This window comes from Psychrobacter sp. Arc29 (assembly GCF_041431175.1).
Taxonomy (GTDB): Bacteria; Pseudomonadota; Gammaproteobacteria; order Pseudomonadales; family Moraxellaceae; genus Psychrobacter.
The window spans coordinates 116,001-139,510 of the sequence record NZ_JASMRR010000005.1; the positions used below are offsets into that span (position 1 = coordinate 116,001).

Annotated in this window: 21 protein-coding genes and 1 tRNA gene; 12 read left to right on the plus strand and 10 right to left on the minus strand. The window is 43.8% G+C overall.

Features of this window, described 5'->3' with window-relative positions; genetic code table 11:
• Position 1 precedes the first annotated feature (1 nt).
• Complete coding sequence (locus tag QO189_RS08560) at positions 2–469, plus strand: DUF305 domain-containing protein (RefSeq protein ID WP_371532399.1); 468 nt, start codon at positions 2–4, stop codon at positions 467–469.
• A 114-nt stretch (positions 470–583) separates the two neighbouring features.
• Here QO189_RS08560 and QO189_RS08565 read toward each other — a convergent pair.
• Positions 584–659, minus strand: a tRNA-Asn gene (locus QO189_RS08565).
• 258 nt (positions 660–917) lie between these two features.
• Positions 918–2,120: a pyridoxal phosphate-dependent aminotransferase gene (locus QO189_RS08570; RefSeq protein ID WP_371532400.1), complete on the minus strand. Its 1,203-nt coding sequence runs from the start codon at positions 2,118–2,120 to the stop codon at positions 918–920.
• 523 nt (positions 2,121–2,643) lie between these two features.
• Between QO189_RS08570 and QO189_RS08575 the strand changes: the two genes are divergently transcribed.
• The 4 genes from QO189_RS08575 to QO189_RS08590 all read left to right on the plus strand — a co-directional run bounded on the left by QO189_RS08575 (position 2,644) and on the right by QO189_RS08590 (position 7,825).
• Positions 2,644–3,381 carry an SDR family NAD(P)-dependent oxidoreductase gene (locus tag QO189_RS08575; RefSeq protein ID WP_371532401.1) on the plus strand — a complete coding sequence of 246 codons (738 nt, stop codon included), beginning with the start codon at positions 2,644–2,646 and terminating at the stop codon, positions 3,379–3,381.
• A gap of 66 nt (positions 3,382–3,447) precedes the next feature.
• Positions 3,448–5,157, plus strand: coding sequence for an NAD(P)/FAD-dependent oxidoreductase (locus QO189_RS08580; RefSeq protein ID WP_371532402.1), 1,710 nt, complete (start codon positions 3,448–3,450; stop codon positions 5,155–5,157).
• A gap of 60 nt (positions 5,158–5,217) precedes the next feature.
• Entirely contained in the window at positions 5,218–6,288 is a 1,071-nt protein-coding gene (locus tag QO189_RS08585) for a DUF1365 domain-containing protein (protein ID WP_371532403.1), read from the plus strand.
• A gap of 82 nt (positions 6,289–6,370) precedes the next feature.
• Positions 6,371–7,825, plus strand: coding sequence for a class I SAM-dependent methyltransferase (locus tag QO189_RS08590; RefSeq protein WP_371532404.1), 1,455 nt, complete (start codon positions 6,371–6,373; stop codon positions 7,823–7,825).
• 116 nt (positions 7,826–7,941) lie between these two features.
• Here QO189_RS08590 and QO189_RS08595 read toward each other — a convergent pair whose 3' ends face one another.
• Positions 7,942–9,114: an MFS transporter gene (locus QO189_RS08595; RefSeq protein ID WP_371532405.1), complete on the minus strand. Its 1,173-nt coding sequence runs from the start codon at positions 9,112–9,114 to the stop codon at positions 7,942–7,944.
• Between the two features lie 105 nt (positions 9,115–9,219).
• On the opposite strand from QO189_RS08595, the gene QO189_RS08600 reads away from it, so the two are divergent.
• The 4 genes from QO189_RS08600 to QO189_RS08615 all read left to right on the plus strand — a co-directional run bounded on the left by QO189_RS08600 (position 9,220) and on the right by QO189_RS08615 (position 12,529).
• Positions 9,220–10,110 (plus strand): LysR family transcriptional regulator, encoded by an 891-nt coding sequence (locus QO189_RS08600; protein WP_371532406.1) that lies wholly within the window; start codon positions 9,220–9,222, stop codon positions 10,108–10,110.
• Between the two features lie 39 nt (positions 10,111–10,149).
• Positions 10,150–10,560, plus strand: coding sequence for a DUF2177 family protein (locus QO189_RS08605; RefSeq protein WP_371532407.1), 411 nt, complete (start codon positions 10,150–10,152; stop codon positions 10,558–10,560).
• Between the two features lie 155 nt (positions 10,561–10,715).
• Positions 10,716–11,267 (plus strand): acyl-CoA thioesterase, encoded by a 552-nt coding sequence (locus tag QO189_RS08610; RefSeq protein ID WP_371532408.1) that lies wholly within the window; start codon positions 10,716–10,718, stop codon positions 11,265–11,267.
• A gap of 173 nt (positions 11,268–11,440) precedes the next feature.
• Positions 11,441–12,529, plus strand: coding sequence for a cation diffusion facilitator family transporter (locus QO189_RS08615; protein ID WP_371532409.1), 1,089 nt, complete (start codon positions 11,441–11,443; stop codon positions 12,527–12,529).
• 139 nt (positions 12,530–12,668) lie between these two features.
• Here the strand turns inward: QO189_RS08615 and dps are convergent, their stop codons facing one another.
• Complete coding sequence (gene dps, locus QO189_RS08620; RefSeq protein ID WP_201598413.1) at positions 12,669–13,151, minus strand: DNA starvation/stationary phase protection protein Dps; 483 nt, start codon at positions 13,149–13,151, stop codon at positions 12,669–12,671.
• Positions 13,152–13,609: 458 nt separating this feature from the next.
• Here dps and uvrB point away from each other — a divergent pair, with 458 nt between their 5' ends.
• Together uvrB and QO189_RS08630 are read left to right on the plus strand one after the other, a co-directional pair.
• Positions 13,610–15,721 carry an excinuclease ABC subunit UvrB gene (uvrB, locus tag QO189_RS08625; protein ID WP_371532410.1) on the plus strand — a complete coding sequence of 704 codons (2,112 nt, stop codon included), beginning with the start codon at positions 13,610–13,612 and terminating at the stop codon, positions 15,719–15,721.
• A gap of 533 nt (positions 15,722–16,254) precedes the next feature.
• Positions 16,255–16,632, plus strand: a complete 378-nt coding sequence (locus QO189_RS08630) for a hypothetical protein (protein WP_238036883.1) — start codon at positions 16,255–16,257, stop codon at positions 16,630–16,632.
• Positions 16,633–16,765: 133 nt separating this feature from the next.
• Here QO189_RS08630 and QO189_RS08635 read toward each other — a convergent pair whose 3' ends face one another.
• Both QO189_RS08635 and QO189_RS08640 read right to left on the minus strand, forming a co-directional pair.
• The gene (locus tag QO189_RS08635; RefSeq protein ID WP_371532411.1) at positions 16,766–17,155 is read right to left on the minus strand and encodes a hypothetical protein; all 390 of its coding nucleotides are present in this window, start codon (positions 17,153–17,155) and stop codon (positions 16,766–16,768) included.
• Between the two features lie 173 nt (positions 17,156–17,328).
• On the minus strand, positions 17,329–17,844 hold the full coding sequence (locus tag QO189_RS08640; protein WP_238036887.1) for a hypothetical protein: 516 nt from the start codon (positions 17,842–17,844) through the stop codon (positions 17,329–17,331).
• Between the two features lie 316 nt (positions 17,845–18,160).
• On the opposite strand from QO189_RS08640, the gene recJ reads away from it, so the two are divergent.
• Entirely contained in the window at positions 18,161–20,002 is a 1,842-nt protein-coding gene (gene recJ / locus QO189_RS08645; protein ID WP_371532412.1) for a single-stranded-DNA-specific exonuclease RecJ, read from the plus strand.
• 68 nt (positions 20,003–20,070) lie between these two features.
• Here recJ and QO189_RS08650 read toward each other — a convergent pair whose 3' ends face one another.
• From QO189_RS08650 to queE, 4 genes are all read right to left on the minus strand, one after another.
• Positions 20,071–20,736 (minus strand): trimeric intracellular cation channel family protein, encoded by a 666-nt coding sequence (locus tag QO189_RS08650; RefSeq protein ID WP_371532413.1) that lies wholly within the window; start codon positions 20,734–20,736, stop codon positions 20,071–20,073.
• 67 nt (positions 20,737–20,803) lie between these two features.
• Positions 20,804–21,439, minus strand: a complete 636-nt coding sequence (locus QO189_RS08655) for a trimeric intracellular cation channel family protein (RefSeq protein ID WP_201598401.1) — start codon at positions 21,437–21,439, stop codon at positions 20,804–20,806.
• A gap of 105 nt (positions 21,440–21,544) precedes the next feature.
• Positions 21,545–22,645, minus strand: coding sequence for a multidrug resistance efflux transporter family protein (locus QO189_RS08660; protein ID WP_371532414.1), 1,101 nt, complete (start codon positions 22,643–22,645; stop codon positions 21,545–21,547).
• A 92-nt stretch (positions 22,646–22,737) separates the two neighbouring features.
• Positions 22,738–23,469, minus strand: coding sequence for a 7-carboxy-7-deazaguanine synthase QueE (queE, locus tag QO189_RS08665; protein ID WP_371532415.1), 732 nt, complete (start codon positions 23,467–23,469; stop codon positions 22,738–22,740).
• Between the last annotated feature and the right edge of the window lie 41 nt (positions 23,470–23,510).

Genomic DNA, 23,510 nt, shown 5'->3' on the forward strand with positions numbered 1-23,510 from the left:
GATGAATCATTCAGAGCAAAACCATATGAACCCTTACGTGAAGTTCACGCTTATGATTCTGACATCCACTGCTGTGATGTATATCATGATGTACTTCAACACCTATCAATGGGATCATATTTATTTTAGTGAGACCAGAGCCTATATGGCGCTATATATGGGTGCAGGTATGGCAGTGGTGATGCTGGCATTTATGACCAATATGTACAAGAAGACCAAGGTCAACTTGATGATTTATGGGTTAAGCGTATTGATGTTTGCTGTTGGAATTTGGGGCGTGAGATCTCAGGCAACGGTCGATCAAGTCGACTGGATGCAAGCGATGATACCGCATCACTCTATTGCAATTTTGACCAGCTCGCGCGCGGATATAGAAGACCCTAGAGTACAGAAGCTTGCCGATGATATTATTGAAGCGCAAAAACGCGAGATAAAAGAAATGCAGGCGCTTATCAAAGAATTAGAGTAAGTGCAGAGTTTCCTTCAAATATCAGCCATAAAAAAACCCCCATCAAACTGATGAGGGTTTTGGCAAATGCCATAATTGAATCTATAGTGACTCAAAACTTTTACTACTAAAATGTGGCTCTCCAACCTGGGCTCGAACCAGGGACACACGGATTAACAGTCCGTTGCTCTACCAACTGAGCTATTGGAGAATAGGCTGTAAGTAACTAATCGCTTACAACGAGCCTTAGAAGTCTCTAACGAGTTCTTGCTAAGTGGGGCGTATTCTAGCAAAGATAAAAAATACGTCAAGCGTTTTTTTTCATAATTCGTAAAAAATATCACTTTAATGATGAGAGAGAGGTCTTTTGCGGATAAATAGTGAAAATGGGCATAAAAAAGACGCCACATAAAAACTACGCGGCGTCTTTTTTATTAAAGCACTTGTAAGGCTAGTGATGCTTTGTGACTTATTCGGCAACGTCCAAGTCAGCAACAGCTTTTTCGATACGTGACAAGGCATCTTTCAATGTGGCTTCATCAGTCGCGTAAGAGATACGCATATAGCCACCAAGACCGAAAGCATCACCAGGTACGACCGCGACACCAACTTTTTCTAGCAACCATGCTGAAAACTCAGTACATGATGATAGGCCAGCGGCTTTGATGAGTGGCACGATATTCGGATACACATAAAACGCACCATCAGGGCGTAGGCAAGTGATACCTTTAATCGCATTTAGGCCATCAACAACTAGGTCACAACGTTTCTCAAACGCCGCTACCATTGGCTCAAGTACGCTCTGATCGCCACTGATTGCTGCTGTCGCTGCCACTTGACTGATCGATGTTGGGCATGAAGTAGACTGTGACTGTACTTTTTTCATCGCGCCGATGAGTTTGGCAGGGCCACCAGCGTAGCCAATACGCCAGCCTGTCATCGCATAGGCTTTAGAGACACCGTTTAGGATAATGGCACGGTCTTTTAACTCAGGCGCTGCATTTAGAATATTGTAGAACTTATCACCCGTCCAGCGGATATGCTCGTACATATCGTCAGAGGCCACATACACGTGTGGATGCTTTTTCAATACTTCAGCGATGGCTTTTAGCTCGTCCAACGTATAAATCATACCAGTCGGGTTAGACGGGCTATTCAATACCAACATTTTGGTTTTTTCAGTGATGGCGTCTTCTAGCTGCTCAGCGGTGATTTTGAAGTCTTGTTCAGCTGGGCATTTTACGATGACTGGTACGCCTTCTGCGATGATAACCATGTCAGGATAGCTCACCCAGTACGGTGCTGGGATGATGACTTCGTCGCCAGGGTTGATAAATGCTTGGGCAAGGTTAAAGAATGATTGCTTACCACCAACCGATACTAGGATTTCGTTTGGCTCGTAGCTGATGTCATTGTCACGTTTGAACTTCTCTATGATGGCTTTTTTGAGTTCTGGCGTACCATCAACAGCAGTGTATTTGGTGAAACCGTCATTAATGGCATCGATTGCAGCTTTTTTGATGTGGTCAGGGGTATCAAAATCAGGTTCGCCTGCGCCCAAACCGATAATGTCTTTGCCAGCTGCTTTTAGTTCTTTTGCTTTATTAGTAATCGCTAGCGTAGGAGAGGGTTTGATGCTATTGACGCGGTCAGACAGTTGCAACTCGCTCATGAGAGATCCTTTTTTATATGGGAGTGGGATTGGTAAAAATCGATATTAATTATATAACGCTTTTATCACTATCAGGACAAGATATCAGGCAGTTTAGATAATTGCCTCATCTTATCGTGAAGATAGCCACAATTCGATCATAAATGAGACGCTCATCCATGTCTGCGCGGCTATTTTAATATTGTAGCATGCTGATATAGCGCTGTCTTATTACCCCGATAACAAAACATTGCGGACCGTCTTGCAGTATGACTCACTATATAAATATAAAAACCACAGTAAAGATAAGATGCTTTTGTTGTAGCAATTGCGAAGTCACAACAATAAACCTATAGCCGACCACTATAATTATTTAGGTTTGTTAAATAAGATGGCGTATAGGTTAATAAAAACAAGCAATATAACAGAGCACAAATACGCTCAGCTAAAAGCTTGCCATCCAAATTTAAAGACAGAGCTATTCAACTCTTTGTTGAGCGATACGCTTTTCATATTATAAGAACATTTAAAAAGGATATTTACGATGACAGACGCTACTAAAAAACTACATATTCTCATTACTGGTGCGACCTCTGGTATTGGTAATCAATTGACCAAGGATTATCTGCTAGAGGGTCACACGGTTTATGCTGTTGGACGTGATGATGACGCGCTGGCTGAGCTCAAGTCTCTCGGCGCAGAGACGATTGATTTGGATCTCATGGATCGGGATAAAGTTATTGAAGCTTTTGAAAAAGTCGAGAACGTTGATTTGGCGATTTGCGGTGCTGGGATGTGTGAGTATTTAGATATGCCAAACTTTGATAGCGAAGTATTTATGAAAGTGATGTCAGTCAATATGGGCACGTTGTCTCATGCCATCGAAGGCGTATTGCCAAAGCTCATTGCGTCTAAAGGTCGCTTAGTCGGTATCGGTTCAGCGTCTGCTTATGTGCCGTTTGCCCGTGCTGAAGCTTATGGTAGCTCAAAAGCTGCTATCCATTATCTGATGAAAACACTACAGATTAGCCTCGCACCACACGATGTGTCGGTGAGCCTCGTTGTACCGGGGTTTGTTGAAACGCCTATGACCAAACAGAATGATTTCCCTATGCCGTTTATCCAGACGCCAAAGCAGGCCAGTCAAGCCATCCGTGATGGCATAGAAAGCGGTCATGAGGTCATTGAGTTCCCCAAAAAACTAACGATGCCTTTGAAAGCATTGGGCACATTGCCTGACTTGGTCTGGCAGCAAGTCAGTGAAAAGCTTAATAAAAAGTAATTTATCATTATTAACAAACCTATTATCCACTATAAAAACAGCAAAAATATAGAAGGGAATGCTTTTATGCCGTTTATTCGTTTCAAGCGTGCAAATAATCAAAAAACTGCAGATAGCAATGATGCCAAAAATGCTGACCATCAGGAAGCACAAAAACGTATCGCCATTATTGGCTCGGGTGTGTCAGGGCTGACTTGTGCGCATTACTTAGGCGCGCAACATGAGGTGACAGTTTTTGAGGCCAATGATTATATCGGCGGGCATGTAAACACCATTGATGTGGCACTACAGGACGGCAAAAAAGCAAAGAGTAGTAACGTAGAGAGCAGCGCCATAGACACCGGTTTTATTGTTTTTAATGAGCGTACTTATCCCAATTTCTTCCGTTTGCTCCACGATCTGCAAGTGCCATTTCAGGCGACAGATATGAGCTTTTCTGTCAAAAATACCGCACGTCATTTTGAATATAATGGTCATACGCTAAACACCTTATTATCGCAGCGCAAAAACGTACTCAATCCGAAATTCTGGCAATTTATCAAAGATGTCTTGCAGTTTAATAAGCACATTAAGCAACTACGTCAAGATTATGATAATGCGCGTGCTGCGGGGCAAGACATTAGCGAATTTACTGAGCAGACACTCGGTGGTTATCTAGCACAAAAAAACTATGGTCAGCTATTTACCAATAATTATCTGCTACCGATGGTCTCAGCTATTTGGTCAACCAGTCTGGATGAAGTACAAGATTTCCCATTGGTGTTTTTTGCGCAATTCTTTGACAATCATGGCTTACTTGATGTGGTCAATCGTCCGCAATGGTTTACGATCAAAGGTGGCTCAAAACAGTACGTTAATAAGTTGATTCCACGCTTTATCAAAGCGGGCGGTAAGGTGCGAGTCAATAGCCCAGTACAGTCTGTGACGCGTGATGGTGAGCAAGTGATTTTGACAATACAGGATAAAGGTAACGTTGACAACCGTAGCGAAAATCTTGTATTCGATGAAGTCATTTTTGCCTGCCATGCAGACACCGCGTTGAAGATTCTAAAAGATGCCAGTACCGATGAGTCTGAGGTGCTGAATCACTTCCGCTTTACCAAAAATACGGCAATATTGCACACCGATACGAGCGTCTTACCTAAGAAACCACTGGCATGGGCAAGCTGGAATTACCTTATCGATGAAAAAACTTCAGACAGTATGACAGGCGATGAACAAGCTGGCGTAAATACACAAGCACCTGAAAAACCAGTGCTAACGTATCATATGAATATCCTGCAGCGTCTGACCAAGAAGCATAATTATTTGGTTACGCTTAACTATGAGGTAGATGATAAGCAAATCGTCAAAAGCATTGATTATAGCCATCCAGTGTTCGATCTAAAGATGATTGAGGCGCAAACCAAATGGTCAAGCATCTCTGGCGCTGGGTTGCACACGCATTTTTGCGGAGCATATTGGTTTAACGGCTTTCATGAAGATGGCGTACGCAGCGGTCTACGTGTGTGTCAGGCGCTCGGCCATTATATCGATATAAAAAATGAAGTTGATCCAGCGCATTTGCCTAATGCGGATAGTGCACATACGCCGTTTCGTTATAAAGACTTGCCTATAAAGGCTGACACAAAGGCACGCAAACTTGATAAGCGTCAGGTTATCACTGCGACTACCAATCAGGAACTGGTTGAGTATGCTGAGCGTTTACAGAGTGCGACTGATGATAGTGCCCAAAATAAAAAACGTGGTTTATTTGCTCGCCGCAAAGCCAAATAGCCTTGCGAGTAATATTGCGAATCGTTCTATCATCATGTGCCGTTACCGAAGAGAGTGTCTATGACCGTGTCCACCAAACCTACTAATGATACGTCACGTCATGAGCTAGCTTGTGATACTACTGCTTTACCGCATCAATTGCTTGAGGGCACGACATGGCATAGTCGGTTGCTACCTAGTGTGAATAAATTTGTTTATCCGTACCGTTATTGGGGTATCAATATCAGTGCATTGGCCGCAGGACAGGAACTTCCTGAAATTAACGCGGCAGCTTTGGGTGACCATAAGTTTTTAGGTGCCTCACACCTGAGCAAGATATTACCAAAGAAGTTATTGGCAAAAGGATTGCCTTTATTTTCAGCCAAGACAAAGGCGCTGCAACAATTTTGCCCTAATGATTATTTAGAGGGTTTCAATAGCCTAAGCAGAAATAAAAGCCTAAATGACAATGAGAACATAAGTGACAATCAAGATATTGATAGCAATTTGCGGTCTAATCAAGCATTGAAGCAGCGTCTAAGCCAAGCATTTGAAAAACATGCAGGTAGCGCGCCTGAAGGCGATATGGTGGGGTTAATCGTCTGCCGTAATGTGGGTATGTATTTTAGCCCGGTCAATTTTTACCTAGGGTTTGATGAGCAGCAGACACCTACGCACTTATTGGCTGAAGTTTCTAATACACCTTGGGATAGGCGTCATTACTATGGGTTTTTGCTAGAGGGAGAGGACACAGAGTTTTGTCATGATAAAGACTTTCATGTGTCACCCTTTAATCCTATCGATCAGCTATACCGTTGGCAGGTGACGGTAAAACGTACACAACGAGATACGGCAGATAAGCAGTCAAATACGGGCTTGCAAGTTCGTATCGCTATTGATATCAGTGATGAGCGTGGTGACGTCCTAAAAACGGGTATAAAGATATCTGGGGTGCCGCTGACAGAAACCACCGTTCGCAATAGCTTGCGAAAAAACCCACTGATGAACATAACATCGTTAGCGCGTATTTATGGGCAAGCCTTTAAACTCTATGCGATCAAAAAGGTGCCTTATATCAATTATGATGAAAAGCTAGCCGACAGCAATCAGAAAACATCTGCCTCTTTAAAAAGCGAAGCTTTAAACGATTGATAATCTAGAAATGCAAAACCCAGCAACACATTTTATATAGTCAATTTCAAAATAAAAGAACCTAAACAAGGACAACCATACGATGTCAGTACGACCGACCGACCGAGCACCAGTGACAAGATTAGAGAAGTTAACCGCTCGCATGAGTAAAGTGGTTAACGAAAGTGCCGTACTACAACCAGTAAGTGACGGCGTGAATCATTTAGCCAGAAAGCTTATCTTTCGCGCACTGCAGCATATCCAGTTTGGCAGTCTTACTTTGATTGAGACATTCGGTAAACAAGAATCTAAGACAACTAGCTTTGGTATTGTCGCCCCTAGCGTGGCAAGTAGTTCAGCGGTTGGTCGTCATCCTCTGCATGTGACGTTACAAATTCATGATCCTGCTGTCTATCGTCAATTGCTGCTTGGTGGCTCTATCGCTTTGGCAGACAGTTATATCAACGGCGAATGGGATACGGATGATTTGACGGGCTTGATCCGATTGGCGGCGCGTAACTTGGAAGTGCTCAATAAGTTAGAAAACCGTTTTGCAGGTGTCAGTAAAGCATTTGAGAAAGCGAAGCATCAGCTGCGTGGTAATGATAAATCTGGGTCTAAATCTAATATCCTAGCGCATTATGATTTGGGCAATGATATGTATCAGCGATTCTTGGACGATACGATGATGTATTCGTCAGCAGTATACTCGACGCCTGATGTGACGCTCAGCGATGCTCAGCAGCACAAACTGTCGCTAATCTGCCAACGTTTACAGCTTAGTGATGATGATAATGTTATTGAAATTGGTACAGGGTGGGGCGGTTTTGCTATTTTTGCGGCCAAGCATTACGGTTGCCATGTGACCACCACGACGATATCTGATGCGCAATATGACGAGGCGCAGAGACGAGTCGAAGCGGCAGGATTGTCTGATAAGATTACGCTTCTTAAGCAAGACTATCGTGAGCTGACGGGAAAGTACGACAAGCTAGTCAGTATCGAGATGATTGAAGCGGTGGGACATGAGTACTTGCCGACGTTCTTTGCTAAGTGTAATAGCTTACTCAAGCCGACGGGTCTTATGGTATTGCAGGCCATTACTTTTAATGATCAGAATTATCAAGACTATATCGATTCGGTTGATTTTATCCAAACGCATATATTCCCAGGTGGTTGTCTGCTTTCCAACCAAGAGCTGACGACACAGTTTACTGAGCAGACTGACATGGTCGTCAAGCAATTACATGATTATGGCTTTGATTATGCATACACGCTGCGTGATTGGCGTGCTGCGTTTATGGCACAGCGTGCAGAGATTCAAGCGCTTGGCTATGACGATGCCTTTATCCGACTATGGGAGTTTTATTTCTGTTACTGCGAAGGGGGATTCTTGGAGCGTACGATCGGTGTGGTCCAAGTCACTGCGGTGAAGCCTAACAATATTGACACGCTGCATTTTTCCGATTTGCCAAGTGCAGTCTTGAAGAACGAAACGGTTTCGAACGATGAGACGGCCTTTCATGATGCAGATATGGCAGGCACAGCATCGGTATAAGTCTGATGATGTAGATATGGTTTGTTCATAATATTCATAGAGTCTCATACTGTATAAACAGTTTGAGACCCATATGTTGAGAGGTTGTACATTGAAAGGTTATATATTGAATGGTTCTATGATATTTGCAGGGCACGCTTATCACGCAGACCTGAATAGCGTGTCACTGCTAATGCCATTAAAGAGATAACAGCACCTATCCAAGCTGTGTCTTGCAATGACATGTTTTCAACCACGCTACCACCGATGATGGAGCCCAGTGCAATACCGATATTGAATGCAGCAATGTTCAGTCCAGAGGCGACATCGACGGCGTTTGGCGTATACTTTTCAGCTTGCTTGACTACGTAGATTTGTAGGCCTGGTACATTACCAAAGGCGAAAGCACCCCATACCAAAATAGTCAGTACAGCAGCAATCTTGGATTGCATAGTAAAGGTGAACAGTAAAAGAATAATACTTAAGGCGCTAAATATAATGCTAAGCGCACTAATAGGGCCGCGTTTATCTGCAAGTTTTCCGCCCCAGATATTACCGATCGCAACGGACACGCCATATACGAGCATGATAAGGCCGATGGCTGATGGCGCAAATTTGGTCTGCTGCTCTAAGATAGGTGCTAGGTAGGTAAATGCCGTAAACGTACCGCCATAGCCGAGAATAGTCATTAGATAGACCAGTAGTAATTGTGGTTTTACAATGACTTGTAATTGCTCTTTGAAGGTTGCAGGGATAGATTTTTTTAGGTTTTTTGGTACTAATATCGCGCTACCGATTAAAGCGATTAAGCCCAGTGCTGAGACGACCAAAAACGTAGCGCGCCAACCAAAATGTTGTCCAATCCATGTGCCAAGAGGTACGCCAGTGACGAGCGCTACAGTAAGTCCTGTAAACATAATGGCAATTGCGCTGGCTTCTTTTTCTTTACTGACAAGGTTGGTAGCAATCATGGAACCAATAGAGAAAAACACACCATGCGCCAGACCGGTCAAGATACGGGCAAGTATTAAGGTTTCATAACTGGGTGCCTGCCAAGCCAGCAAGTTGCCGATGACAAATAGACCCATTAGGCTCATCAGTACTATTTTACGATTCCAGCGACCAGTGAGCGCGGTGAGGATAGGGGCACCGATAGCGACACCGACAGCATATAGGCTGACGAGCAACCCTGCTGAAGGCAAGCTCACGCCCAGATCGGTGGCAATAGTTGGTACCAATCCAACGATGACAAATTCGGTTGTCCCAATTGCAAATGCGCTCAGAGTAAGCGCCCATAAAGCGAGTGGCATAACGACATCCTAATAATTAAATGATGTGCGTAGTTTGACGGATTTATAGTTTGCAAAAAACAGCACAAATGACAAAATACCTTTGTCAATTTTGTAAAGGTCATCATGATGATGGGACATGCTAAAACAGAAGATATAGAGATATTTTTGACGGTAGTAGACACGGGTAGTTTCACTGGCGCTGCCAACGTGCTGAATCAGCAAGTCGCTAAAGTATCTCGTGCGGTGTCCAGACTCGAAGATACGCTGCAATGTACGCTGCTAAATAGAACGACGCGGCGCTTGGAGCTGACGGAGGAAGGGCATGTCTTTATTAGATATGCGCGTGAGGGTTTAAATACGTTATATACCGGTGAAGAGGCGATTAAGCTGTTAAAACAAGCGCCGAGTGGACATCTACGAATTGACGCCGCCAGCCCGTTTGTCTTTCATCAACTAACGCCATTGGTTGGTGATTTTGTGGTGCAATATCCAGATATCACTCTCGACCTCACCTCACATGACAATATTATTGATTTGCTTGAGCATAAGACAGATCTGGCTATCAGAATTGGCGATTTAAAAGACTCAAACCTGCATGCGCGTCTATTGGGTAAGAGTAAGCTGCGGCTAGTAGCCAGTCCTGAATATTTATATCAGCATAATGAAGTAGCTCATATTAATGATTTAAGCACTCATAAATTAATTGGCTTTAACGATGCATCAAAACTAAATAGCTGGCCATTAAAAACACCAGTGAAACTTAATTTTCATATGACTGGCAGTAGCGGCGAGACCTTGCGTCAGCTATGTTTAAATCACCAAGGTATCGCTTTACTGTCACATTTTATGATTGGTGACGATTTGAAATCTGGACGATTGGTTGAGGTGTTACCTGAGGCGATAGTCAGACCAAACAATCGCGAAACCATACAGGCCGTATATTACAAAAACAGTGCCGTATCATCGCGTATTTTAGCATTTTTAGATTTTATTCAGCCACGACTGAAATTATAAGTTTTATCCGTTTTTATTCATTTTATAAAGGGTATTATCATGGGTTATGTTTTTATTTATCTCGCTGCTGTGGTCATCTTTTTGGGCGTGGACGCTGTTTGGCTAACGACCATGAAAGGGGCTTTTTATGAGTCGCGTATCGGTCATCTATTGGCGGATGAGCCAAATATGATGGCCGCTGGTATCTTTTATATGTTTTATGTCTTGGCACTCTGCATATTGATTCTATATCCACAAATTAAAGCAGGCGCATCGGTTGGTCATATTTTCTTACTTGGTGGTTTGATTGGCCTGATGGCTTACGGTACATATGACTTTACCAATTTGGCACTATACAAGGGTTTTACGTTAGATACAGCGCTCGTTGACTTTGTGTGGGGCGGTGTTTTAACGGGTTCGGTTAGCGCCATAGTGGCATGGCTTGCGTATCGCTTTCATTGGTTGAGCTAATCAAAGATCGCCCTTATTCATAAAAGCTGGCCCTATATAGCTCTGATTTACATAACCTAGACCGATTAGAGACACAGGGCTGTTTGCGCTATTTGGTGTCCTACTGTATAAATGGTAGGCACAACAAATAAGTGTCAAACCATTTAAGGAACGTTATGCCGCAATACAATACCAGCTCGACTGCCAAAAAAGCCCCATTAAACCATGAGCTGTACATGTCGATTCTGATGACGCCTGATATGGCAAACTTCATTGGTAACGTACATGGTGGCGATTTGCTCAAGATGCTCGACCAGGTCGCTTACGCTTGTGCCAGTCGCTATAGTGGTAACTATGTAGTGACATTATCGGTGGATCAGGTCATGTTCCGTGAGCCAATATACGTGGGTGAGCTGGTTACCTTTGCGGCTAGCGTCAACTATGTCGGCACCACGTCAGTGGAGATAGGTATTCGCGTCGAAGCGGAAGACGTACGTGCTCGAAAGGTTCGCCACACCAATAGCTGTTACTTTACGATGGTTGCTATTGACGATAATGGTAAACCAACCGCTGCGCCGCCACTTGATATAAAAAATAATCTACAGCAGTGCCGTGCTGATGCTGCAAAAGAGCGAAAAAAACTGCGAATGGATAGCTCACATCGTCCCAGTTGTGACCTTGAAACCATGAATAGCAAGTTTGATGAAGCTGAAGATAATGCTAAATAAGCTAACAATTTTAATTATCAACTTTTAGCTGGTTAATAACCAACACCTTATACAACGACTCACTAAAAAGACACTGATATTGTAAAGCGCTTACTTTAAGCTGATGGGTATTTCAAGCCATTCGTCCATGGTGAATATATTCACTATAAACGTGTTATTCCAGTGAGTTTAGTATGAGTCTAAAGCCATCCGTTGGTAATCCCCAACATCATTCGTCAGCTCCTTCTAAAGTGCCGAGTCATCGTGCGCGCGGAGCTGGCAATCTGACAACCTTCAATGATCCTGAATTAAAGCATACCCTCAACCAAAGTCCTGAAACCAACGATGAGCATTCAGGCTCGCTCATTACGGTGTTGATTGCCGTTGGTGCCAATCTCATTATCGCCATTGCAAAAACAGTTGCCGCCTTTATGACAGGATCTGCCTCCATGATTGCTGAAGCAGCTCACTCATGGGCAGATGCGGGCAATGGTACGTTGCTGATTGTCGCAGAAAAAAAATCTGTCAAACCTGCTGATAAGAGCCATCCATTAGGCTATGGCAAAGAATCCTATGTCTGGTCAATGATTGCTGCTTTTGGTGTATTTACGGCAGGCTCGATTGTGTCTATTTATACGGGCATTAAAGAGTGGAATGCTACTGAATCTGAGACCAACTATACAATTGCTTTTATCGTTTTGGCAGTAGCGTTTGTACTTGAAGGGTTTTCGCTAGTTCAGGCCTATAGACAAAGTAAGAAGCATGGTGAGGCGCTTGATATTAGCGCGCTTGGCTATGTGGTAGATACCTCTAATCCTACATTGCGCGGTGTGTTCTTTGAGGATTTAGCTGCCGTTATTGGTTTGGTGATTGCCGCCGCCGCTATGGGCATGCATGCTTATACTGGAGAGGCTTATTGGGATGCGCTTGGTTCTATCATTGTAGGCTTACTATTGGGTGTGGTCGCGATATTTTTGATTAGCCGTAATCGTGATTTTTTGGTCGGGCATAGAGTTACCGATCGCATGCATGAGTATGTCTTAGGCGAGCTACTTAATCATCCAGATATCGATAGTGTGTCTTATCTGCATTTAGAGTGGGTTGGTCCCAAAAAGATCTTTATGGTCGCCGCAGTGGATATCGCAGGCAATCAGAAAGAAGAGCATATCGCTCGAAAGTTTGAAGAGATTGAAAACTTGTTCCGAGATAACCCTGTATTCCAAGAGGCCATTTTAACACTGTCGGCACCCAATGCTGATATTCTGAAATTAGAAGATATTTGATCCATAAAGTCAGTCAATAAAAGAGAATACAGTAGACGGATTCATTGACAGCAAGCAGAAGACACAAAAAAGCCGTCAATAATGACGGCTTTTTATATCGATAATTATGAGTCTAAAAAACTCATTAATTCATGAATACTTATTTCTTTGGCGCGTTCGCACCGATGAACCAAGCATCTTTATCAATGATGCGGCTGGCTTCAGTGAATAGGTCGGCGGTATCTTCATCACCGGCGTCGCCAGCAGTAGCGATTGCTTCTCTTAATGCCTCTGCTACTTTTTTATAGCGGCTAGTTAGCTCACGTACGTGTTGATCTACTTCAGTAATATCAGTTGGGTAATCATCTAAGATAGACTCTTTTACCACACGACTTGCTAAGCCATTTGGTTGGCCACCCAAAATCACAATACGCTCAGCGATAGTATCTGATACTTCAAGGATACGATCTGACGTTTCGTCTAATAACTGATGCACACCGATGAAACCAGTACCTTGTAGGTTCCAATGGCACTGTTTGCCATCTAAAGTTAAATCGATGACGTTTGCTAGGTTAGCATTTAGCAAATCAATCATTTTTTTTGCGGTATCGTCTGAAATTCCACTTGCGTAACGTTCTCTCATATTTTACTCCGTTATTTATTTAAAATTATTATATTGAATGAAAAGTTCAATGTATTGTTATTAGTCTTTTACTCTTACTTGATGACAATCAATCCAAAATAAACGATATCAGAAATATCTCTATCAATCGGCTGATAAGTCACCTGCTTGTTAATTCATGATCGATAATAGCAGCTTAAATCGATGTTGGAACCCCTGAGTGTTAGGCTTTGTTAGGTGGTCGTGTAACGGGTTTGTTAACCGTGAAAATCTTTGTAAATTTGTCAAAGTCTGTGTGCGTTTTTTATAACAACGGCAGGTTTATTTATCAATAAATAGTATCTTTACAGACTTATATTTTGCGTAGCGCGATATGGCAATATGTATAAGATAAGCCTTGTCACTATCCTTTAAAAAGCCTTTAAAAACCGCTGCTCAGACCCCATATTGTTATAAACTTTAATAAGAAGAAAATCATTATGAGAATGCCTGAACCGCGCTCATCGCGTCAGTTAAACCAATTGGCCACTCAGCTCCAAGGCGAAGCTGAAATCAGTGGTGTTAATGCATCGGGGACGCAAATCTCAAGCCGTGCCTTTGAGATGGTCACAGATTTTGAGCCAGCAGGCGATCAGCCGCAAGCCATCGAAAAGCTGGTCAAAGGTATTGACTCTGGGATGGATGAACAGCTATTGCTAGGTGTGACTGGCTCTGGTAAGACTTATACCATGGCTAAGGTCATCTCTGAATGTCAGCGCCCAACCATCATCATGGCACACAACAAGACGCTTGCTGCTCAGCTATATGGTGAGTTCAAGTCGTTTTTCCCGAACAATGCGGTTGAATACTTCGTTAGCTATTATGACTACTATCAGCCAGAAGCGTATGTCGCTGCTAGCGATACCTTTATCGAAAAAGACAGCGCCATTAACGATCACATTGATCAGATGCGTCTGTCCGCTACACGCGCTTTATTAGAGCGTCGTGATGCGATCATTGTTGCTTCAGTGTCTTGTATTTATGGTTTGGGTGATCCAGAAAGCTATCTAAAAATGCTACTACATGTGGTTGTTGGTGATCAGATAGATCGTACCGCGACGATTAAGCGCTTGGTTGAAATGCAATACACACGTAATGAGCTAGATTTTGGCCGTGGTACGTATCGTTTGCGTGGTGAGCTGTTAGACATCTATCCTGCTGAGTCTGAGCAGTTGGCGGTACGCGTGCATTTGTTTGACAATGAAGTGGAGAAAATCACGTGGTTTGATCCGTTAACGGGCAAAACTGTACGCAGCGTGCCACGTATTACCATTTATCCAAAATCACACTATGTGACGCCGCGCAATAAGTTAGAAGCGGCCAGTGAAACCATACGCGCTGAGCTGGAGCCGCGTTTGGAGTACTTCCGTGAAAACAACAAGCTGATTGAAGCACAGCGTCTCAAAGAGCGTACCCAGTATGATCTTGAGATGATTCAGCAGCTCGGCTACTGTAACGGTATCGAAAACTATTCTCAGCATCTCTCTGGTCGTCCATCAGGGGAAGCGCCGCCGACTTTGTTTGATTATATTCCAGAAGATGCGTTACTGTTCCTCGATGAATCGCATGTTACGGTCTCTCAGATTGGTGCGATGTATAAAGGGGATAGATCACGCAAAGAAAACTTGGTCAACTATGGCTTTCGCCTACCAAGTGCGATGAACAATCGCCCAATGAAGTTTGAAGAATGGGAGCGCATCAAGCCTAAGACGATTTACGTCAGTGCCACGCCAGCGCTGTATGAGCTGGAACACAGTGAGCAGGTGGTTGAGCAGGTCGTACGTCCAACGGGTTTGATTGACCCTGAGATTGAGATACGTCCGGTCTTGACACAGGTCGATGATGTGCTGTCTGAGATTACCAAACGCCGTGAAAAAGACGAGCGTGTACTGATTACGACGCTGACTAAGCGTATGTCAGAAGATTTGACCAGCTATTTGAAAGAATATGGTGTCAAGGTTGCCTATCTGCATTCGGATATCGACACGGTAGAACGCATGGAAATCATTCATGAGCTACGTACTGGCGTGCATGATGTGCTAGTCGGTATCAACTTGCTGCGTGAAGGCTTGGATATGCCTGAGGTCTCATTGGTAGCGATATTTGACGCTGATAAAGAGGGCTTCTTGCGTTCTGAGCGTTCACTTATTCAGACCATTGGTCGTGCAGCACGTCATTTGAACGGTAAAGCCATTCTCTATGCTGATCGTATTACACCAAGTATGCAAAAGGCGATAGACGAGACAGATCGACGCCGTGATAAGCAAATCGCCTTTAACCTTGAGCATAACATCACGCCAAAAGGCGCACGCCGTAGTATCACTGATAAAATTGATACAGGTGATGACCACGATGCCAATGACAATCAAGTGATACCAATCAAGAGCAATTTGCCTGATGTGGATATCAGTATCTTGCGTAGTCCTGATTTGCTTGCCAAAGAAATCAAACGCCTTGAGAAACAAATGCAGCAAATGTCGCGTGACCTGAAATTTGAGGAAGCGGCAAAAACACGTGATAAAGTGTTGGAGCTTAAAGCGCATTTAATCTGATAGATTAGGATGGATATAGCAAAGGTGAGGTACTTAGGAAGTGCTTCACCTTTTTTCATGGTTGAATTCTATAGTAGAGCATCTAAAAAGATTGTGATGTGGAAATTTATATGAACAGAATGCGCGTGCATGGTATTGCTGTTGGTCGGTCGTGAGTTTGTATCTATCACGGGCTTTAATCGATTAACACTGGGTAGGCTTGATGAGATGGCAATATTCGTGTAGGTGCTCAAGTTGTTTCGCGAGAAAGGTTGGTTTAATCAAGACAGCTAGAATAGTGTCACGACAACAGAAAGTCACGTTGCTCATTGGTCGCTTTCTTTTTTGTTACTTCTATATTGAAGATAAAGCCAAACTGCCTTCTTACCAACATCAAACGCAGTTTTACATATCGTACCTTAAAAAATCGCTCTCTATCTTATAAGATAACGGTGTAAAGCATGACCCACTAAGCATCTATGTAAATGCTGTGCAATAACTATAAAGTTAGGCATGCTCACGTATCTGATAATTATAAAGTTAGGGATGTACTTATGTTTGATATCAAGTCGTTTTTTAAAAGAGAAGTAGAAAAAAAGCTCATTAACGTAGATGATTATATTTTTATGCCTGAGCGCGTAGAGATGGAGCTCGAAGGTGGTCAACTGAACTGTGTATTGAATAGTGATGGTCGCGTAGATATTTTTTATAGTAAAGAAGGCGTGACTGAGGTCGGTTCAGCATCGCGTAAGCATCCGTTTACTGCATTCGAAAAAGAGCTATATCACGGTATCTATGACGACGTTATCAGTGATTTGGTTAAGGAAGTGGATAAAATCATCGACGGTTCTTCTAAATATTTCCGCCGTGGCCAGCTATTGCCTTTTACCGCCGCTCTATCACAGAACCCAACGGACTCCAATAAGTTCTAGGCCGCTGTACTGAATTGCGTATATGGTAAAAAAGCAAGCTAATAAAAAGGTGCGTTATCTATAACGCACCTTTTTATTAGCTTGCTTTGACGTGCAACGATAGGATGATGCACATCGTTGTATAGGCTACGGCTTATTTGACAAAACTGGCATAGCAGCTTTGTAGAGATTTTGCGACAACTCTGGCGACCAATTGAGTGCGATACTGTGAGTCGATAGCGGCATTGCCCAATTCAACGATAGTCACTTGCTGCGGCGCTTGCTCACTCACGCAACCACAAACGTTAGTTTTGACAGACTCTTGCTGCGCTTCTGTCATAGCGACACTTGCAACACGCCAAGCGGTTTGTTTTTCAATTTGGCTACGGCATTGGTTGTCGATCGCCGCTCTAAAGACATTCATGCCAATCTCATTTGCGGTACCGATTGCTGTGCCTGTGCCATTATTTGTAGCACCTGTCGTGGTGCAGCCTGCTAGGGCGACAGTAGCCAGCATAACTGTCGAAGCCAAAAGTTTTTTCATACATGAATCCTTTAAGGTATTTGATAATCTCTAAAGTTGTATATTATCAGTAAAACATAGTAATGGCATCATTAACCAGTCGCTTGAGGCAGTCTGCAATGCTATCACTCACAAAAAAGCCAGCTAAAAAAGCTCATAGCTGGCTCTATAGATATGGCGTTATCTAATTTCTATTAGACATTTTTACCATGTTCTTTTTGCTGAATGTCTTTTGCTAGCTTGTAGCACTCGTTGATATGATCAGTGGCGATTTTCTTAAAAATCGTATAACCCATCGTTGCTGCAACCAATTGACCGCCTAATGGGATAAATTTGGTGACTTGTTTTGCGGCGATACGACCACCAAAGCCTTGAATGGTTTTCTTAACGATACCACGTGTCGCCATCAATCCTGCAAAATCGACGGTACGGTCTTTGACAGCGCTCCAATGCACTTCGCGTGATTCTAGGTTAATGGCTGATTGACGGTCTTCGATCAAACCAAAACGTTCGCTAATCTCAGGAATCAATTGTGTCAGCATACCAGCATCAACCGCCACATCAAAGAACGGTACAGGAACGATGGCAACACCAGCAGATACTCTGGCGCGTTTTTTTACCATGCCGAGGCATTCTTTTTTAACTTGATCAAGATCTAAGCTAGGATCAATCGTATTTGGTAGTTTTTCAGCAGCTGGTGTGGTTTTCATAAAGTATCCTTATAAATAATTAAAATATTAATGACGTAAAATTCAATAATTAGCAAGTCTCTCAGTTGTTTACTATTCTATGGATTTATAGGCGTCATACAATCATTGCTTTGTAGCAAAATGCAGAAAAGTACGGTCACTATGCATCCTTTTTGTAAATAAAGAACCATATGCGATACGTGTTCACTGGATAAATCCTTTTTCCAAATTACCATTTAAACCAACATCTTTGGTAAATAAATGCAATATTAGCTAGTGTACAGAGACGCTATAAATTGTCGTTGTGACCCTGCCTTAAAGGCAGTAAAATACGCTCATGCTAAATTTAACCCCCCGTAATACCAGCACTCGCATTGACGAGTTGCCCGCCGCGTTGCAACCACTGGCCGCCCAATCATTGACGCTCGCTCGCTTATATGCGGGTCGAGGTATCACTGCGCCTGATGAGCTGGAGACTGGTTTGTCTGGCCTGTTGCCTGCTGACATGCTGCACGGTATCACTGATGCCGTGCGTCTATTGGACATCGCTATTGATGACGGTCAGCGTATCCTGATCGTTGGTGACTTTGACTGTGATGGCGCAACCAGTACCGCGCTGATGATGCGCGCACTCACGAAGATGGGTGCAGTCGTCGATTTTTTAGTACCCGATCGTTTCAAGTACGGTTATGGGCTAACACCAGAGATTGTCGAATTGGGCATCGCAACCTTTCAGCCAGACATGATAGTGACGGTCGATAACGGTATCTCCAGTCATGAAGGTGTGGCGCGCGCCCAAGCGGATGGTATTACGGTAATTATCACTGACCACCATCTCACAACTAAAGAGACACCACCCGCTGAAGCCGTCGTCAATCCCAATCAGCTTGCTTGCAATTTCACCAGTAAAGCTCTGGTCGGGGTAGGAGTCGCGTTTTATGTGCTGGGACGATTGGCAAAGTTACGCCGCGACGCTGGCAAGTCTACGGTACAGGTCAGTCAGTATTTAGATTTGGTAGCGCTTGGCACGATTGCAGATGTCGGCGTGCTCGATAAAAACAATCGTATCTTAGTGCATCACGGGCTATCTGCTATTCGTCAAGGTCGCTGCTGCATGGGTATTTTGGCGTTGCTTGAGCAAGCAGGCCGTGACCCCAAGCAATTACACGCGCAAGATTTTGGCTTTGTCTTAGGGCCACGTATCAATGCGGCTGGACGTATGGATAATATGCGTATCGGGATTGAGTGCCTATTGACTGAAGATTGGAGCACCGCCCAGCGTTTGGCGCAAGAGCTTGAGCAACTAAACCGTACACGCCGTCATGTAGAAGGCGAGATGCGTGCGCAGGCAGATAGTATCGTACAGGCATTGGCTACTGAAACTGATATTGAGGTCAATGAAAGCATAAGTGACAGTGGCGATGACCTCATTACTCAGGAAGTTAATACTCAATTCGCCACTACTCATAAGACAAGCTATACAGACACTCGTAGTATCGTTCTGTATCAGGATGATTGGCATCAAGGGGTGATTGGTATTGTCGCTGGACGTTTAAAAGAAAGTCATTACCTACCTAGCATTGTCTTTGCGCCAGCCGATACGGAGCAGACTGGTGAAGACGATGCGATCAAAGGCTCTGCACGATCGATCGCTGGCGTGCACATTCGTGATGCGATTGAACAAGTCGCCGAGCGTCAGCCTGATTTAATCAGTCATTTTGGTGGTCACGCGATGGCAGCAGGTCTGACTCTAAAGCGTCGTAATTTTGAGGCATTTGTCGCCGCGTTTAACGAAGTTATGGCTCAAATGGATGATGACGTATTTGCAGAGCAGAAATTCACTGATGGACCTTTGCAAGCGGGAGATTTTAGCTTGTGGTTCGCTGAACATTTAGCAGATGCTAGCATTTGGGGTCATGGATTTGCACCGCCGATCTTTGACGGTGTCTTTGAGGTATTGAGTTTTAAGATATTGAAAGACAAGCACCTTAAACTATCGCTGCGTTATCCAGACGTTCAATATCCGATTGAAGCAATCTGTTTTAACTTTGATAATGACGCTTGGGACTATCGTGCCAAAAAAGTGCATTTATTATTTCAGCTAGATATCAATGAATGGAATGGCAAACAAAGCCTACAGTTGATGGTAAAAGACTTGGCTGTGGTAGAGCAGGGTTAAGGCTTAAATGATATCAGTATAGTCAAGTTTGAGTGTGCTGATACCATTTGCTACTTTTTGATTTAACATCAATATTTCCACTCAAGAGTGGGGAACTGCCAATCATAACGAATAGCCAGCATACGCAAGGTAAAAATCGTACTCATTGCAGAGATATCAGCAACCCAATCGGCAACGCCTAAATTTTTTAGAGCAAAATATAGAATACCTCCAGTTAATGCTGCGGTGATATAAATCTCTTGCTGCAATACCAGTGGAATCTCATTACAGATCATATCGCGAATGATGCCACCAACGATGATGGTAATCACGCCCAATAATAATGCTACTGGTACATTGGTACCCATGCTATCAGCGACCTTGATACCTATGAGCGTAAAGGCGGATAGACCGATTGTATCAGACAGTTTTAGGAACTTATCGACTCGTCTTGAGTTCGGATGAAAAAATATCTGCATGGCTAGTGAAGAGATCGTAATGAGCGTCAGATAGCTCATATCTACCATCCAAAACAGCGGATGACGATCCAAAATCACATCGCGTACGGTGCCGCCGCCGATAGCTGTGACGATAGAGACTAGTAGGCAACCAAAGACATCAAAGTTCTTATGTTTGGCCAGTATCGTCCCTGAAACGCTACAGGCGATAATCCCAATCATGTCAAAGAAATAGATCAAAGAGCGGGGGTCAAAAGTAGTGATTAGAGCTGCAGGATCCAACGCGATAGCCAACATAAGCCATTCTCACTATTTTTAATTATCGTTCGTCATGTCTAGAGCCATCAATCTACCAAGTAGCTAATTAAGCAACCAGACGAATAGAGGGCAGATGCCAGTCGAATCTAAGCGCCAGCATGCGTACCGCAAAGATCACAAACAGCATAATAAACTCATTGATGCCAGCGCTGACACCGACGTATTGTAGGCATAAATACGTCACAGACCCTGCGATACTGGCCGTGATATAAATCTCACGCTGTAATACGAGCGGTATCTCATTACAGATAATATCACGTAGCATCCCACCAATAATGGCTGTCCAGACGCCCATCATAATCGCAACAAGGGGTGACATACCTTGGGTCAATGCGACCTTAAAGCCAATCACGCTAAATGCGGCGAGACCAATGGCATCAAAAAGCTTAAGCGCATTATCAATCTTGTGATAGAGATGAAAGAATATTTGTAAGATAAGGGATGTCACAGTAATGACGATCACATAGTTAAGATCCGTCATCCAAAACAGTGGATGACGATCTAGTGCCATGTCACGTAGCGTACCGCCGCCGATGGCATTGACCATCGAAACCAAGATGCAGCCAGCAATATCAAAGCCTTTGTGCTGAGCGAGCAACGTCCCTGCAATTGCGCAAGCGATGATACCCACCATGTCCAATAAATATAATAGAATATCAGGAAAAATTAAATCATTAACCATGGTTATATTGCCAATTCTTGATCATAAAAAATGATGGATATTCTCGTTTTAAATGGGTGTTTTGTAGATGAGCCAAATAAAATCAGACCATTGTCAGATAGTCATTTAGCCGTCTTTTGCAAACAGTATCAAGCCGATGATAATCAGTACAATACCGACCAGACCTAAGGCTGACGGTAGTGGATTTCCCAGCAGGATCATACCACCAATTAAGGCAAAAATGATTTCACTGGCTTGGGTCGAGTCAACGCCAGCGACCTCGCTTGAGGTCACCGCTTGCTCACGCGCATATAAAAACAGACTGGTCGCGGCCACCCCTGATAACAAGGCGACCAGCAGCGTGTTAAATACCTGCGCGCTGCCCGGTAACTCAGGGCGCACTATGATGCCTAAAACGAGCCAAAATGGCAAACTCCCTACGGTCATCAGCCATACTTTGTTAAAGGCATTTTGTAACAGATCCGTCTCGATAACAGGAATACGTCCGATCAAGGTTTGTAGCGTGGCGCTATTCGCAGTATCACGGTCAGTGCTATGCGTATCAGTAGCATCGTGGGCACTGGCCAATAGCGCTGTTTCTGCACGCATCGGCTGCGAATGGTGCTCACTATCTTGGTGCCTAGCTTTATGCTGTTTCGCATTGTAAGAGGCCTGCCAGACCAACTGATTGCCAATAGGGTAGCTAAACGCCGCGATCAATGCTGGTAGCGCGCCATATAGTAGCATTTGCGTGAGCGGTATGGCATTGGCATCACTAGGTGCATGCAGACCTTCACTGACGTTGACCAGTACGACGCCTATAAAGACAATCAAAGCATAAACGATGAATTTTTTATCAAAGCGTTGTCCGAATGCCAGTAAGACAAGCAAACTGGTCACGACGGTAAACATAAAGGTTGCCGCTACGACCCAACCACTGGCATGATCACCTGCGTAACAGATGCCAGTATAAAACACGCCAAAGCCAATACTACCAGTAAGGCACCAAAACCCTATATGTTGACGAAAAATCGCCCATAGCTCACCGATCCGTCCCACGCCATGCTGAACACCAATCATCGCTGTCAGTAGCAGTAGCATAAAGACATAGCGCAGACTTGCTGACCAAAACCAATGCCCACCAGCAGCGCTCATCAGCTCATTTAATACAAAGGTTGAGCTAAAAAACGCACCTGACAGTAGCCCTAGTAAGATCAGCCGAATCATGTTTCCTCCTTGAAAATGTGTGCCTGCATATGGATTTGTATTTATTGTTCTAAATGGATGTTCTATCAGTGACGAGCGTATAGTTTATCTTTTTATTTGCCTTTGGCATCTGCCCAAATGATTTTATGCAATTGCAACTGGAAGCGAACGGGTAAGGCATCTGCCAGCATCCATTCAGCAAGCTCTCTTGCCAATACAGGCACTTCAGGGCTAAGCGCTTCATCAATATCATCGACAACGTTAAACATCGGAGAAAACCAAACCGTACCGACCAATTCATTTAACTTATGCTCGACTAATTGGTCTTTTGCCCAGTCATAGTCCTTGCGGTTCATGATTACAAACTTGATTTGGTCGTGCTCGGTTAAATGGTCAAGATTTGACCATAAGTTTTTATCGACTTCGCCTGAGCTTGGGGTTTTGAGATCCATCACTTTACTGACGGCTGGCGGTACGTTTTGCACCGAGAGCGCGCCCGCTGTCTCAAGGGATATCTCATAGCCATCGCTTAGCAAGCGTTTCATCAACTCAATCGCGTTTGGCTGTGCTAATGGCTCACCGCCAGTCAAGCAGATACGCTTACATGGGTAGCTTTTGATCGTGTCTATGATGGTTTCTAATGACTGACGCGCGCCGCCCGTAAAGGCATATTCGGTATCACAGTAGACGCAGCGCAGCGGACAGCCGGTTAGGCGTACAAATATCGTCGGCAAGCCAGACGTCAGTGCCTCACCCTGTAGGGAATAAAAAATCTCAGTCAAACGCAACCCTGCTTCAGGGTCAGTGACGGGGATAGCGGCGGTGCGCAATAGTGATTCACTCATAATGTGTCAAATACAGTTAAAGGTTGATAAGGCGATGAAGC